This window comes from Sphingomonas sp. HF-S4 (genome assembly GCF_032911445.1).
GTDB lineage: Bacteria > Pseudomonadota > Alphaproteobacteria > Sphingomonadales > Sphingomonadaceae > Sphingomonas > Sphingomonas agrestis.
Map to the genome: position 1 here is coordinate 492493 of NZ_JAWJEJ010000001.1, position 15508 is coordinate 508000.

At 62.4% G+C, this 15508-nt stretch carries 9 protein-coding genes and 1 pseudogene; 3 read left to right on the forward strand and 7 right to left on the reverse strand.

Annotated elements, in window-relative coordinates; all coding sequences use genetic code 11:
* Positions 1–262: 262 nt before the first annotated feature.
* The 7 genes and pseudogenes from RZN05_RS02220 to RZN05_RS02250 all read right to left on the reverse strand — a co-directional run.
* A pseudogene (locus tag RZN05_RS02220) lies at positions 263–2939 on the reverse strand (PAS domain-containing protein); the annotation flags it as partial.
* A gap of 1024 nt (positions 2940–3963) precedes the next feature.
* Positions 3964–4464, reverse strand: coding sequence for a DUF1543 domain-containing protein (locus RZN05_RS02225; protein WP_317224994.1), 501 nt, complete (start codon positions 4462–4464; stop codon positions 3964–3966).
* Positions 4461–6206 carry an FAD/NAD(P)-binding protein gene (locus RZN05_RS02230; RefSeq protein WP_317224995.1) on the reverse strand — a complete coding sequence of 582 codons (1746 nt, stop codon included), beginning with the start codon at positions 6204–6206 and terminating at the stop codon, positions 4461–4463. Before RZN05_RS02230 ends, RZN05_RS02225 begins: the two co-directional genes overlap by 4 nt.
* Positions 6207–6248: 42 nt before the next feature.
* Positions 6249–6512 (reverse strand): transglutaminase-like domain-containing protein, encoded by a 264-nt coding sequence (locus tag RZN05_RS02235; protein WP_449618997.1) that lies wholly within the window; start codon positions 6510–6512, stop codon positions 6249–6251.
* Positions 6509–7024 carry a hypothetical protein gene (locus RZN05_RS02240; protein WP_317227644.1) on the reverse strand — a complete coding sequence of 172 codons (516 nt, stop codon included), beginning with the start codon at positions 7022–7024 and terminating at the stop codon, positions 6509–6511. Before RZN05_RS02240 ends, RZN05_RS02235 begins: the two co-directional genes overlap by 4 nt.
* A gap of 87 nt (positions 7025–7111) precedes the next feature.
* Positions 7112–7369, reverse strand: a complete 258-nt coding sequence (locus tag RZN05_RS02245) for a GlsB/YeaQ/YmgE family stress response membrane protein (RefSeq protein ID WP_317224996.1) — start codon at positions 7367–7369, stop codon at positions 7112–7114.
* A gap of 707 nt (positions 7370–8076) precedes the next feature.
* The gene (locus tag RZN05_RS02250; RefSeq protein WP_317224997.1) at positions 8077–10449 is read right to left on the reverse strand and encodes a sugar nucleotide-binding protein; all 2373 of its coding nucleotides are present in this window, start codon (positions 10447–10449) and stop codon (positions 8077–8079) included.
* A 66-nt stretch (positions 10450–10515) separates the two neighbouring features.
* Here RZN05_RS02250 and glf point away from each other — a divergent pair, with 66 nt between their 5' ends.
* The 3 genes from glf (at position 10516) to RZN05_RS02265 (ending at position 15405) form a co-directional block, all read left to right on the forward strand.
* Positions 10516–12918 carry a UDP-galactopyranose mutase gene (gene glf, locus RZN05_RS02255; protein WP_317224998.1) on the forward strand — a complete coding sequence of 801 codons (2403 nt, stop codon included), beginning with the start codon at positions 10516–10518 and terminating at the stop codon, positions 12916–12918.
* A 38-nt stretch (positions 12919–12956) separates the two neighbouring features.
* Positions 12957–13904: a manganese catalase family protein gene (locus tag RZN05_RS02260; protein ID WP_317224999.1), complete on the forward strand. Its 948-nt coding sequence runs from the start codon at positions 12957–12959 to the stop codon at positions 13902–13904.
* 325 nt (positions 13905–14229) lie between these two features.
* Positions 14230–15405 carry a zinc-dependent alcohol dehydrogenase gene (locus RZN05_RS02265; protein ID WP_317225000.1) on the forward strand — a complete coding sequence of 392 codons (1176 nt, stop codon included), beginning with the start codon at positions 14230–14232 and terminating at the stop codon, positions 15403–15405.
* Positions 15406–15508: the final 103 nt, after the last annotated feature.

Below are 15508 nucleotides of genomic sequence, written 5' to 3' on the forward strand. Positions count from 1 at the left end.
AGATCCGAGGCATTTTCGTACACAAGCTGCTGAAGCGTGCCCACACTCCTGGAAGCGGTTGCTACAATGCGCGGTACGCGACGAGCCGATCGCCAATCGGGTTCTGAACCGGCCCTCGTGCGGATTGCCGGCCGGTCTGTTCCTCCGTGATTTCTTGCTGCAGGCCAGTATATCCTGCCAGGCAACTGTCGGCCAAAAGAGTGTGCGACGCGATACCTAGTAGCACGAAACCGCGGACCAAGGCTTTTGTCCGCTACTGATATCAACCTGCAGCGATCAAATCCCGAATGCGCGTTGCGAGCGCATCGATCGCGAACGGCTTGGTCAGAATATGCATCCCAGGTTCGAGTCGACCGTTTCCGATGACCGCGTTTTCGGCATAGCCGGTTATGAAGAGCACTTTCAGCTCAGGCCTCTCGACGCGAGCCGCATCGGCCAGTTGTCGGCCATTCATTCCGCGCGGCAAGCCCACGTCGGTAACCAACAATTCTATCCCGGGCTGCTTTTTGAGCAAGGCTAGGCCGCCCGCGCCGTCGTCAGCTTCGAGCGCATTGTAACCCAGTTCCGTGAGGACATCGACGATTAGGGTTCGGATCGCGGGCTCGTCGTCAACGACGAGCACCGTCTCGCCAGTGGACCCGAGCAAAGGAGACTCCAGTCTCTCGCCGTCTTGATCCCGACTGTCGGCATCCAACACCCGCGGGAAATAGAGGCACATCGTCGTACCTTGGCCGAGCTCCGAATAGATCCGCACTTGGCCGCCGGATTGCCGGACGAAGCCGTAGATCATCGAAAGCCCAAGGCCTGTACCCTCGCCCATGGGCTTGGTCGTGTAGAAGGGATCGAATGCGCGCTCGATTGTCTCCGGCGACATGCCGGTGCCGGTGTCCGTCACGCACAGCGACACATATTGCCCCGGCGGCAAGTCGCTCTCGCGGGCGGACCGCTAGTCGAGCCATTTGTTCGCGGTCTCGATGGTGATCCGACCGCCGTCGGGCATGGCATCGCGCGCGTTGATACAGAGATTGAGTACGGCACTTTCGAGCTGGTTGGGATCGATCAACGTCGTCCAGAGGCCGCCCGCGCCCACAACCTCGATCTCGACCTGGGGCCCGACAGACCGCCTCAGCAATTCTTCGAGGCTGGCGATAAGGCGATTGATGTCGGTCGGCTTGGGATCGAGCGTCTGGCGACGCGAAAATGCCAGCAACCGATGGGTGAGAGCCGCCGCGCGCCTGGTCGCGCCGGATGCCATCTCCAGATAGCGATCGATATCGGCAGACCGGCACTGTTTGAGCCGCATCTGGATCATCTCGAGGCTACCCGAAATTCCGGCGAGCAGATTGTTGAAATCGTGCGCGAGCCCGCCGGTGAGTTGCCCGACTGCTTCCATCTTTTGCGCCTGCCGCAACTGTTCCTGCGTGTCTTCGAGCTGAAGCTGGGCTTCCTTCTCCGCAGTTATGTGCCGGCCGCTTGCGTAAATGCGATCGCCCGCGTGCGATGCGACCCAGGATACCCAGCGATAGGATCCATCTTGGTGCAGCACGCGGTTCTCGTATTGCCGCAACAGGCCGATGCGGGCGGTCTGAAGCGCCGCATCGCTGGCCGGCCGGTCCTCTGGGTGGCTGAAAGTGAGGTGGTCTTTCCCGATGATCTCGTCCTGGCGCCAACCCAGCACGGCGCTCCACGCAGGATTGACCGCCACGAATGTGCCGTCGAGCGCAACGATCGCGAGAAGATCCTGCGAGTTCTTCCAGGTACTGTCGAGCTCGCGCGTGCGTTCCTCGACCTGACGCTCGAGTGATTCTGCCAGGTCCGCGAGCGCGCGCTCGGCCTTGTGTCGCTCGATCGCAGCCTGAGTGCGGTCGGCCACATCGCGGACAAAGCTGGCTTCCTCCGCGCTCCACTCGCGCGGCTCGGCATGATTCAGATATAGCAATGCGACCAATTCGTTCTGGTCGATCACCGGCACGTTGAGAATCGCACGGGCGTGCAGCGCTTCCATTGCCGACGCCGAAGCGGCGGTTCGCGGATCGAGCCGCGCGTCAGCGATCGCGACCAATTCGCCACGCTTCAGATCATCGATGAAGCTGCCATAGTCGCGCAGGTGAATATCGGGGGGGAAGGTCGGGGGCACCGGGAACGCTCCAGTACCGCGTGATAGCAATGTTTTCGCGAGCAGAATCGACGAAGCCGAAACCGGCGCGGCTGATTCGAAGTGTCGAGCCGAGTATTTCCGCCGCGAGCAACGACATCTCCACAGGATCGCTCATCTGGCGGAGGCCATCCCCCAGCGCCAGCAGCGCAGCCTGACGAGCCTGGGCGGCACGGCGCATGGTGATGTCCTGCGATACGCCAACCATCCGCTCTGGCATGGTGGGCGTGCCGGCCTCGACGCGACCATTGACCCTGACCCAATGTTCGGACCGGTCGGGCCAGATGCAGCGATACTCGATGTCGTAGTCTTCGCCGGTGTCCAGCGACTGCCGGACCGCGGCCTGCATCCGGTCGAGATCATCGGGGTGAACTGCGTCGAGGAGGTCGGGATAGTCGAACGGTTCGGCCGGACCTCGACCGTAATGTGCCTTGCAATCGTCTGAGGCACGCAAGGTGCGCGTCGGGACGTCCAGCAGCCAAGCGCCGAGTCCGCCCGCGGCAAGCGCGACGCGCAAGCGCTCCTGTCCTTCGCGAATATCGTCCAGTCGCGTGCGCGCGTCATACTGACGCTTCCGCGCGCGCCTGGCGGCACGCGCCAGACTGACGAGAGTGGTGGGATGGAAAGGCCGCTCGAGGAACGTCACGTTGCCCAGCGTCTCAAGTAGGCGAACCGCCCCAGGATTGCGCTCGAGACCGCCACCGCGCTCGGTGAGGACGATGAAGGGGAGGTCGGACCATTCCGCCTGGTCGCCGATAAAGGCTGCGAGCGCACGGAGATCGGCAAAAGTGCGAAATGGCAGTCCTTCGTGGATAAAATTCGAAATTCGTTGTGGGAGGAGGCGGACGACATCGCCGGACGATTGTTGAGTTTGCGGCTGGTCGGGATGTTGCCGCCGCGAATTCGGGACGATGGGAAGTGATCATGAGGGATAGGTGAACTTGCCGATCCATCTCCGTCGCAAGCACATGCTGCTTTTGCATTTGGAAACGCCGCAGGAGCGGGCGGCACACGCCAGATTATCAACTGCCGTCGGATGCTACTACAGGTCTGAAACTGCCCATGTCAGAACATCCGAAGGTGCTCGAGGCAGCCACACTATTAGAGGCTCTTCAAAAAAGGGTACGCATCCCATCCCGGATGTGCGCACCAGCAATCGCGAGCCTGTCCAGCCTAACTCGACTCTCGGGTGAGCGACCGGATAAACAGCGCGTACAAGATAAGGGCGAAGCCGCTTTTTCAAACTGGCTGGCGAGTATCTTGGCAGCGTTGGATGGGGATATAGAAGGAGTGGTGCCCCGGCAATTTGTTTCGCTTCGCGACGGCCAAGCGGCACAGCAGGGCGAGCCTCCAATCTCGCGATTGCCTCATTGCGCTCTTTCTTATTCACCGCATACACGATCCAGAGCGGCACCGTTTCTCGAATTCTCTCTTGGTACCCAGTAGGCGTTAGCCAGCGGCTGCTAGTCGACGCGGTGCATGTGGCCTGGGTAGGTGTGAGAGCAATCGAGAACGCGAAGGCTAATAGCATCATAATCTCCAGTCCATCGGCATATCTCTCGTCCGGAATGGTGACGCATAGTGTAGGCAGCGCCGTCTTTTCGTTCACACATTACATGGCTAGAAAGCCGGGCGCGTCGGCCAGAGCAGAGCTTGCCGTTGGCAGACCGATCCGCGCAGTGAGGGCGAGTTCGAGGACGGCGAAGCGCCCAACACCACCCCGGTTGGCAGCGGCGCGAAGTAAGTTCCGCCTTAACGGTAGGAAGCGCCACCCGATCGGGTGGCGCTTTTCGTTTGCGCGCGCGACATCATTTGAGCGGGACGTAGCGGCACGTGAAGCGAGGCGATGCGGTCCGTTCCGCGGGGGACAGATGGATATGCAGTCCATCGCCGACCTTACTGTCGAGCGCAAAGGCCAGTTCGGCCTCATAGATATCGTCGCGGTGCGCGTCCTTCCAGTCGACGATCGTCGCGAGCGCGCGTGTCTTAGCGTCCTTCGCCGACAACGCCACCACGAACATGTTCTTGTGCTGCTCGGCAAAATCTCTGCCGTCATAGCCGCCAAGATTGACGAACCACAGCTTCTCGGCACCGTTCGAGGGCTCACGCCGCAGGGCAACATCATAGCCGTCGGCATGCGAGATCTCCGCCCAGCAGTCGATATGCAGCGTGCCCGGCGTTCCCCACCATTCCGCACGCAGCCGGTCGTAGGTGTCCTTGATCGTTTCGGCGACCAAGAAGCGGACATCGTGAACTTCGATGTGTGCGGCGGGGTGCTCGCCGCCGATATAGATCGCAAAGAGCTTCATGCCGCCGACTCCCGATACCTATCGGTCGCGTATTGGCCTGCCCCCGTCTGGCGAACAGCGCGTGCTAACTCGCCACCGACGATGCAGCCCATTTCATGTGAGCTGGTGATGCCCTGGATGAAAGGATGACGTTCGAGAATAAAGGGGATGCTGAGGCAGAACAGGCGATCCCGCGCCGGGTGATCGCTTACCGGATGGAACTGGTCGTCGACCACGATCCCCTTGATGCTAGCGGCATCGTCCTCGGCGGCATCGCGAACCACGTCCTGCTCCAGCAGGCTCGGAAAAGGAAATGCGTCGGCGGCGAGCGGGCGCTGGCCGGTGGCATCGATGAAGGCCGGGAAGTGGCGGCGTTCGCCCTGGATCGTGACGACCGCGCCTGGCTCCCTGCCGTGGGTGTCGATGCGGGGATCGTCGCCGAGCGCTAGCACCTTGAGATGTCCTGCCCGGTGCAGCGCCAGCAGACGCTCGATCGAGAGATGAGGGACTGTCGCATACTCGTCGACGAAGACGGGTTTGAGATAGCGGTTGAAGCGATGAAGCGCTTCTTCCTCCAGATGCGGCACGATCAGACCGACCACCTCGTGCATGCGCAGGATCGCGTAGCGCCACGGCACGGTATACTCCCGTTCGAAATTGGCGCGGGCTTCGGCGAGGTTCGTCTCGGTCCATTGGAAGGGATCGGCGGCGACGCGGTCGGCGAAATAGCGCTCGGCAATGTCCTCGACCGACAACTCGGCGAGGCCGACATGCGCGGCATAGCCCGGGTCGGCTGCAGTGAGTTCGGCGCGAAACAGGTCGTAGCACTGGTCAAGCAGATGCGCGCAGTCCTTGGCGATCAGCCGCTCAACCGCCTCCGGCGTACAGATCGACAACGGCTCGAACGGAATCGGATAATAGAAATCGGCTTCTGGCAGCAGGCCCTTCCGCGACATCATGGTGATACCCAGCGCCTCGGCGCCGGGATGGATGCGATAGTGAATCGCCTCGCCTTCGGTTTCGATCATCGTGCCATGCGCGACCGCAAGCGCCACCGCGGCGTCGATCGCGGTTAGCGAGCTGCCGCGAATGCCGATCTCGATCGGCGGGATGCGCTGGAGCGCGGTCGCCGGCCAAGGGCTCAAGAAATAGCCGGGCCGGACCTCGGGCTCTTCGGGCCATTGATGGCCGGTCGCGAGCACGACGCGGTCGTAGACCCGTTTGCACGCCTTGCTATCACGCGGCTCAACCGCCAGACGCAGGCCGGCCTCCTCGGCGCGAATGTCGGTCACCCGGCAGCTGGTCGCGACCTCGACGGTGATACCGCGCGCGCGCGCCTGGTCGATCAGCCCGTTGAACTGGTCGAGGAAATATTCGCCTAGGGCCAGCCGCGGGTAGAAGGCGTGCTCATCGATCAGGTCGGGATCGATACCGAGTCGCACCAGACGCGCGCGCGGCTGGCGCTCCAGCCATGCTATAAGCGTCTCGCAGATGGGCGGGATCTCGATGCTGGCGATATTGGACAGCATCGCCGGATCGTTCCAGCCCGGTCGGTAGGGCGTGCCAAGGCCTGCGCGCGCCTGCTCCTCATAAATCGTCACCGACGCAGCGCCGCTGACTTCCCGGAGAAAGGCACAGAAGGTGTAGATGGTGGTCGGGCCGGCTCCGACAAAGGCGATAGACAGAGGCATTGTCGCGTAAATTCCCGGCATCTGCTTTTGTGTTCCGTGATTTGCCAGAAGTGCAGCAATCAGGCTTTTCACGATAGGGAATTTTGGAGACCAGATCGCGCAAGTCGCAAGCTGTCAGGCGGCGGCGACCTTGACGCTCTGCCCGTTCATCACCGCGGTGCCGAACACTGTCAGAAACGAGACATCGGCGGCGTCACGACCGACGCCAATCTTAGCCATCGCGCCTTCCTCAGCCATGCCAGTGGCATCGACCAGATGCCATTCGCCTCCCAGGAATATCTCGGCGACGGCGTGGAAGTCCTGCGGCTCGACTCCTAGCGCATAGACGCTGGCGATACGCGCGGGCACGCCCGCCGCTCGCGCCAGGGTAATCATCACATGGGCATAGTCTCGGCATACGCCCTCGCGCCGGATAAAGTGTCGGCTGCAGTCGTGTCCGAGGTGCTGACGCCGGGTACATAGCGCAAATGGTTGTGCACCCAGTCGCGGATCGCGATGATCCTGGCGCCGCCCTCGATGCTGCCGAACTCCCCGTCCACGAAGCTCTGGAACTGGTCCGAGGGGCAATAGCGTGAGCCCATCAAATATTGGACGGTTTCGCCGGGAAGCTGGTGCGGTGGGAGGATCGGCAGGTCGAGGCAGTCGGCGAGAATCCGCTGAATTGAGACGGTCGCCTTATAGGCCGCGGTGAAGCGGCCCTCGGCACGCACCCAGATGCGCTCGCCCACGCTGTCCTGCGCACAGACGCGAGCGAAATGCGCATTGTCGCAAAGGGTCAGGTTGGCGCTTTCAATCACCTGCTCAGGAATCGCAGCAGCCTCGATCTGGAGCAGGATGTCGGTTGGTCGCTCAAGCTGATAGTCGAGCATGGCCTCGATGCTGATCTTCATCGGAGTTCCGGAAGAGAGGGACCAGACGCCGCTCCCTCGTTAAAGATGGAGTCCGCAAAGGATTGGCCGTCGGGAGGTGCGGGTGCTTTAGCGCACGCGGCCGCGCCGGACGAGGTTGACGATCGCTAGCAGGACGACAGCGCCGATGAGCGAGACGAGGAAGGTCGTCACCGTTAGCGGCGCGTCATTGATGTCGCCGCGCGCGAGAAGCAGCCCACCTAGGAAGGACCCGACAATGCCAACCACGATATTGAGAAAGATGCCCTGCTGGCCGTCGGTGCGCATGATGATGCTCGCGAGCCAGCCGATGACGCCGCCCACAATGAGCCACATGATGATACCCATAAGAACCTCCCTGTAGGTTGCACACCGCGACCGGCGCTTTGAGCAGCGATAACCGGTGGCCTCTGGCAACGTTCCAGTGCGACTTCCGACTTGCTATCGTGCTCGGAACAGCCTCAGGTCCCCGGCACCCTTGTTCAGACCCTCAGGATCGGCGCCGGTGGGGAAGGGCGGGGAATATAGGTTGCGCAGGCTAGGCCGCCATCCCGCCTCGGCGCAATCCGGAGTACCGGCGTGGGCGCTTCGTCACGCTTCCGAACTCCAACGGAAGATTTGTCCGTCGGATCGAGCGCAGCATATTGTCGCGCGGTACCATGCAAACGACTAAGATATGGATGGAAGCAAGGTTCATTCACAGTGCGGCCGCCGCCCGCTGAGCCGATATGCCGGCTACACAGCAAGTGAGTACTCGGAAAGCTGGCCTTCGAGTGCATCGGCAGAGACAGGTCGGCTCACGAAATAGCCCTGCGCGATGTCGCAGTCGATCGACTAGGGGAACTCCAAGCACGCAGCATCCTCGACGCCTTCTGCCACCACTTTCAGGCCGACTTCGTGCGCCAGATTGACGGTAGACCGGACCAGCACGCCATCGCTGCGGTTTTGCCGATGGCGACGCAAACATAGTCCATTCGGGTTCGCCGCTTTAGGCCGACCGACCTTTCGGCTTCCTTGGTAGGCGCGTGCTAGGGCGAAGATTGCGCGCTACCTTCTCAGACCTCGGACACGGCGAGCAGCGGAGGACGCGAGAGAACCGGCAGCGAATCGCAAAACTGACCGATCGCGGCATCGAGGCTCGGCATCGCCAGCCCGCGGCTGGTTGCCAACGCAGTATAGGCCGGCCGCTCGGCTCTCCAACCCAGTTCGTGCGGAGAGGACTGGTCGATGAGTGCCTGCTGCAAGCCACAACCATTGGCGATCCGCCGGGCGAAATCATGCCAGGACAATGCGGTGTCGCCGGCGACGTGCCAGAGGCCGGACGCGCCATCGATCAGCAGATCGAGCGCGGTATCGCAGAGATGCGGGACATAGGTCGGCGAAACGATATGCGTTGCGGATGCAGCGAAGCGTTGTCCCGAAAGCAAGCGCGCGACAAGTTGCATCGCGAAATTGTGCGGGTCGTCAGGTGAGAAGAATGCTGCGGTGCGGATGACGAGATGCACGCCCTCAAGCGCCGCGATCGCCGCGTCGGCGCGCGCCTTGCTCGCTCCGTAGACCGAAAGCGGCGCGGCCGGGTCGGCCTCGAGATAGGGCGATCGCTTCGCGCCGTCGAAGACGAGGTCGCTCGAGAAACTCAAGGTCGGGATGCCGCGTTCCGCGCATTGCCGTACCAGCGCAACCGCACCGTCGGTATTGACCCCGACGCATGCGTCGGAGGCCTCCTCTGCTTCATCCACCCGTACCCAGCCCGCGGCGTTGATCACCGCCCATGGTCGATGGGCATCGAGCGCGGCTGAAATGCTCGCCAAGTCGGTCACATCGAGCGCGTGGCGATCGAGCAGCACATGGCCGATGTCGCGATGGACGCAGGCTTTGGCGAGCGCACGGCCGAGCGTGCCCGACGCACCGCAGATAAGCAGCGGCGGCACCGTTGCCTGCGGACACTTGACCGCGCCAGTCTCGGTCATCGGTGCCGCCCGCGGCACGGGAGGGTACAGCAATCGGATCGGTCGCCGCCACCAGCCTGCTCCGCGCATCACCGGATGCTGGACCTCCGGATGGTCGAGCGCGCCCAGCAGGTCCGCGACGGCGGTCGGTCTCGGCGCGCCGCTTCTGGTATCGAATGCCCCTGCTTCGTACCGCCCTGTACCGGTCAGCAGCGTGTTCCAGCCCTGACTTCCCAGCAAAGCCCAGTTCGTCACGGCACGGATATTAACACCGGTTTGGCGCAGCTCTCCGGCGATTTGCCATGCCTCGCCCATCCAGCGCATTTGCTCGTCGCGCGTGCTGCCATTGTGCACCTCGGTGACTGCGAGCGGAATCCGATAGCGCAGCCATGCTTCGCGCAGCGCCCCGCGCAACCCCGCGGGTGCCGGGCTCAGCACCCGGATCGCCTCGACATCGGCATAGCGCTGCTCGTCGTTGCCGCCGATCACCTGTGCAGGATAGCGCCGCAAGCGGTGGTCGAGAAAGCGATCGCTCGTGAGGTAGTGGTTCACGCCGATGATGTCGGGGACACACGGATCGTCGGCAATCGCTGCCAAGCGGCGTGCGAGACCTAGGTTCGCGAGACGGTTCCACATGTCGTGTTCGGGAACGACGCGTCCGCACAGCAGGTCCCACGTCATCCAGCGTCGCACATTGTCGAACCCCGCCTGGTGGCGAAGCGGCGCAGTCGACCAGCTGCGGCCGAGGTCTTCGGTCTGGATCAGCCGCGCGGAGGAATTGACGATGCGGATCTCGCGCATCGAAAGGCGGATCCCGTCGATCTGGTTGAGCAAGGCAAGCCAGAAGCTGCGCTCGTCGCGGGCATGCGGATACCAATAGCCATAGAGTGCGGAGAAGCGCGCCGTGGTGAGCGGCTCGTTGATCGGCGTCCAGTCCTCGATCCATTCGTACCGCGCCGCGGCGGCACCGGCGAAGGCCGACAGCCCCTGTGCGAAGTCTTCGTCGAGCAGATTGGTGTACCGTGGCCCGCTGCCATGATGGACGAGCCCGGCGACCGGCCGGATCTGCAGTGATCGCAGCCGCTGGAGCCTGGCATCGGTCCATCTCCAGTCGCGGGCAAACGGATCGGCGGGCGCAATACGTTCCCACAAGACGGGGTAGCGCAACGCTGTGACGCCCAGCGCTGCGAAGCGGTCTAAATCGTCATTCCGCGTATCGTGACCGCTGATCAGCGACTGGTCGCTGAAGCATTCGCCGACCCGATTGACCGTGCATTCATGCCCACCCCACAGCTCGATCGCCGCAGCCATCAGCTTTTCCACCAGCATATCCGTAAATAATAGCCTTATTATATTTGTATTTCCGAAAATTATATCAGTGATATTATTTATTATCGCGCGCAAGTTAATCTGGATCAATTGATGATACAGATCAATTTTGTAAATCAATATCATTCGGAATTCTTCGGGAACGAACACTTTGCTCCATTGTTCAAACCTCACGAGATTTCTTTTTTGATCTCGCCTCCAATTTAGGGAAAATGCATGGTCCGGTTGAGCGCCTTCGGTCACGTACCGGGGAACGACGATACGCGCGGCGGGACCACGCGCGCCAGCCCCGTGCTTTGCTTCAGCCATCTGCGCTGGGCATTCGTCTTCCAGCGTCCGCAGCACCTGATGAGCCGCTTCGCCCGCGAACGTGACGTGCTGTACTGGGAAGAGCCGCACTATCTGGACGAACACGAGACGCCGTGGCTCGAGACCGCGCGTTGCGCCGTCACCGGAGTCACCGTTGCGACGCCGCAGCTGCCGCGCGGCCAGTCGCCGGCGAACCAAACCGCGATGCTCAAGCGCCTGCTCGACACCTGCCTCGGCGACCTCGGGCAGCCGGTGATGCGCTGGTATTACACGCCGATGATGCTCCCCTTCTCCGAGCATGTCGAAGCGCAGTGCGTCGTCTATGACTGCATGGACGAGCTGGCCAATTTCAAGAACGCGCCCGCCGAGCTGATGCAGCTCGAGCTGCGCCTGTTCGAGCAGGCGGATATCGTCTTCACCGGCGGCTACAGCCTCTACGAGGCGAAGCGCGGCCGGCACGCGAACGTCCACGCCTTTCCGTCGAGCGTGGACGTCGCGCACTTCGCCGCTGCGCGTTCGCACGACGAAGATCCAGCCGACCAGGCCGGCCTGCCGCGGCCACGCTTCGGCTTCTACGGCGTGGTCGACGAGCGCATGGATCTCGGTCTGCTGGCGTATCTCGCCGACGCGCGGCCGGACTGGTCGATCATTATCGTCGGCCCGGTCGTCAAGATCGACCCCGCCGATCTGCCGCAGCGACCCAATCTCCAGTATCTCGGCAGCAAGACCTATGACGAGCTGCCTGCCTATCTGGGCGGGTGGGATGTCGCGTTGATGCCGTTCGCAATCAACGACTCGACGCGCTTCATCAGCCCGACCAAGACGCCGGAATATCTCGCCGCGGGGCGCCCGGTGGTGTCGACCCCCATCGCGGACGTCACCCGTCATTACGGCAAGGTCGCTGCCGTCAGGATTGCCGATACCCCGCAAGTATTTGTCGAGGCCTGCGATGCCGCGCTCGCAATGTCGCGCGAGCCAAGCGCATCAAGCGCATGGCGCGAAGAAATCGACGTCCTGCTGGCCCGCATGTCGTGGGACCGGACGTTCCAGCACATGTCGGAGTTGATCGCGCTGGCCATTCGCGCTGCGGATCGGGCCCACCCGATCGTCTCGCCGACCAGCTGGCCGGCCGAACGCGTGAAGCGTTATGACGTGATGGTCGTGGGCGCTGGCTTTGCCGGCGCGGTGATGGCCGAGCGTCTTGCCCGCGATGGCGGCAAGCGCGTGCTGGTGGTCGATCGCAGGCCGCATGTCGCCGGCAACGCGTTCGACCGGCTCGACGATGCGGGGGTGCTGATCCACCAATATGGCCCCCATATCTTCCACACCAATTCGAGCGACATCGTCGACTATCTGTCGCGCTTCACCGAGTGGCGCTCGTACGAGCACCGCGTGCTGGCCGATATCGATGGGCTGCGGGTGCCAATGCCGATCAACCGCACCACGCTCAATCTGCTCTATGGACTCGACCTCGCCAGCGATGCCGAGGCGGAAGCCTTTCTTGCCAGCAAGGCCGAACCGGTCGAGCCGATCGTCACCTCGGCCGATGTCGTGATCTCGAAGGTCGGCCGCGAACTCTACGAGACCTTCTTCCAGGGCTATACGCGCAAGCAATGGGGCATGGATCCCTCCGAGCTCGACAAGTCAGTCACCGCGAGAGTGCCCACGCGAACCTCGACAGACGACCGCTATTTCAACGACAGCTTCCAGGCGATGCCGCGCGACGGCTACACCAAGATGTTCGAGCGCATGCTCGATCACCCCAATATCGACCTGTTGCTCGGAGTCGATTTCGAGGAAGCGCGCGAGGCTTATCCGCACGACCATCTGGTCTTTACCGGTCCGATCGACGAGTATTTCGGCCACCGATACGGCAAGCTTCCCTATCGCTCGCTCGAATTCCGGCACGAAACGCACGATTGCGAGTGGTTCCAGGACGTGGCGGTGGTCAACTTCCCGGCGGAATCGGCGCCGCATACCCGGATCACCGAATACAAGCATCTCACGGGGCAGACAGCGCCGCGTACCAGTCTGACCTATGAGATTCCCAGCGCGACGGGCGATCCCTATTACCCCATCCCGCGGCCCGAGAATCAGGCGCTTTTCAAGCGCTATGAAGCATTGGCGCTCGGCCTGTCCGGCGTGACGTTCGTCGGCCGGCTCGCGACCTATCGCTATTACAATATGGACCAGGTCGTCGGCCAGGCGCTCGCCACCTATCGCCGGATGGCCTCCTCGTCGGCCGAACCTGCCTATCCCGACGCCCGGACTGCGGTCGAGCAGCCGGCACGCAAGGTCAGCGCCGGCTGAACCAATTCCACGCGATTCAACGACGACAGGAGCGCATCATGTTCATGCACAACAAGCGACTACAATATACCGTCCGAGTATCGGAGCCGAACCCGGTTCTCGCCTCGCTCATGCTCGAACAATTCGGCGGTGCCGACGGCGAGCTCGCGGCGGCGATGCGCTACTTCACGCAAGGGTTGGGCGAACTGGACGCGGGCCGCAAGGATCTGCTCCTCGACATCGCAACCGAAGAGCTCAGCCATCTCGAGGTGATCGGATCGATCGTCGCGATGCTGAACAAGGGTGCCAAGGCCCAGCTGGCCGAAGCGGCGATGGAAGAGGCCGAGCTCTATCTCTCGATGACCGCGGGCGGCAACAGCCACACCCAGTCGCTGCTGTTCGGCGGCGGTCCCTCGCTGACGAATTCGTCCGGTGTGCCATGGACCGCTGCCTATATCGACAGCCGCGGCGATCCGACCTGCGACATGCGCTCGAACATCGCGGCCGAAAGCCGCGCGAAGATCGTCTATGAGCGCCTCATCAACATCACCGACGATCCGGGCATCAAGGACGCACTCGGGTTCCTGATGACCCGCGAAATCGCGCACCAGAAGTCCTTCGAGAAGGCCCTCTACGCGATCGAGGACAATTTCCCCTCGGGCAAGCTGCCAGGGATCGAGAAGTTCGCCAACATCTACGTCAACACGTCGCAAGGCGAAGGTGACACGGACGGCCCCTGGAATACGGGTGATCAATGGGTTCGGATCGACGATCTCGATCAGACCATGCCGATCGACGACGGCGACGGCACCGCGAGCGTCACGCTTGCCAAGAACGATGCCGCAGTGGCGGATAAGCTGGCGGCGCGGACCGCGTCGGATCCGGAGAGCGATCCCGAGACCGGCGTCGATCTTGGCGCGGGCCCGGGTGCGGGCCCGATTACGGGCGAGGATCTGGGCGGTGCCGAAGACATCAAGGACGCAGCAAAGATGGCCGACGCGCCGTAGTTTCTGTCCATCCTTTGGCGGTATCGAAATGAGTCAGGGCGTCGCGATATTTTCGCGGCGCCCATTTCTCCTCGCAACAGGAGGAAGCGTTCTGCATGGCGAATGTACATTGCCCAACTGCCAGCCGTCTCGGTCGGGTACATGGAAATCTGATCCGCTAATTCTGATGCTTCTCGACGCTATGCGACAAGATGCGACGACCCGCTTCCGGTAACGCGAAGTTGCTTGCGGTGGAAGGCCGAGCCCATTCCGCTCTCACAAACGTTGAGGTGGTTCAGTCGCTTTTCCGATCCTGGCGGAGCTCCTGCTCAAACGGAGAAGAAAAATGCGCGCACTATGCTGGCACGGCAAAGGCGACGTTCGCGTCGACACCGTCGCAGATCCCGAGATTAAGCACCCGCGAGACGCCATCATCAAGGTGACCGCCTGCGCGATCTGCGGGTCTGACCTCCATCTGTTCGACGGTTTTCAGCCTACCATGGAGGCAGGCGACATCCTCGGTCACGAGAATATGGGCGAGGTCGTGGCGCTGGGCTCCGAGGTCACCAACCTCAGGATCGGCGACCGCGTGGTCGTACCGTTCACCATTAGCTGCGGCGACTGCTGGTTCTGCAGGAAGGGCCTGTTCGCAGCGTGTGATCGGACCAATCCGAATGCCGAAATGGCCGCCAAGGCCATGGGGCACTCGCCCGCCGGCCTATTGGGTTTCAGCCACATGCTCGGCGGTTATTGTGGCGGTCAGGCAGAGTATCTCCGCGTCCCGATGGCCGATATCGGGCCGATCAAGATACCGGACAGCGTCACCGACGATCAGGCGCTGTTCCTGTCCGACATCTTCCCCACCGGATACATGGCAGCCGAGAATGCGCAGATTGAAGCAGGCGACACGGTCGCCATCTGGGGCTGCGGCCCGGTCGGCCAATTCGCTATCCGCTCCGCACTCATGATGGGTGCCGGCCGCGTCATTGCAATTGACGAAATTCCCGAGCGCCTCGCTATGGCCGAGGCCGGTGGGGCTGAGACAATCAATTTCGCCGAGACCGAAGTTTACGACGAACTGCAGGCGCGAACAAAGGGACGTGGGCCTGACAGTTGCATCGATGCCGTCGGCTGCGAGGCCGCCGGTCACGGAGCCGCAGACGCTGTAATCGACAAGGTAAAGGCGAGTGTGATGCTCGCCACCGATCGCGTCCATGTGCTGCGGCAAGCGATCATGAGCTGCCGCAAGGGCGGGACGGTTTCCGTTCCCGGCGTGTACGTCGGTATGGGGGATAAGCTGCCTATCGGCGCGGCGATGAACAAGGGGCTCACCATCAAGCTCGGGCAGACTCATGTGCAGCGCTACACCGCACCGCTCCTGGAAAAGATTATAGCCGGGGAGATTGATCCCAGCTTCGTGATTACCCACCCGGCAAGCCTTGAGGACGCGCCTGAGATGTACGCGAAATTTCGCGACAAAGACGATGGCGTGATCAAGGTGGTGATGCGCCCGCACGGCTGAGCCGCACAATCATTACCGTTGCTCTGCGTCCGACCCTGACCAAGGGTCGGACGTCGCCCTGACCCGTACCGGGCCCTTCAAAGGCCTGTCGACGCATTCGAAC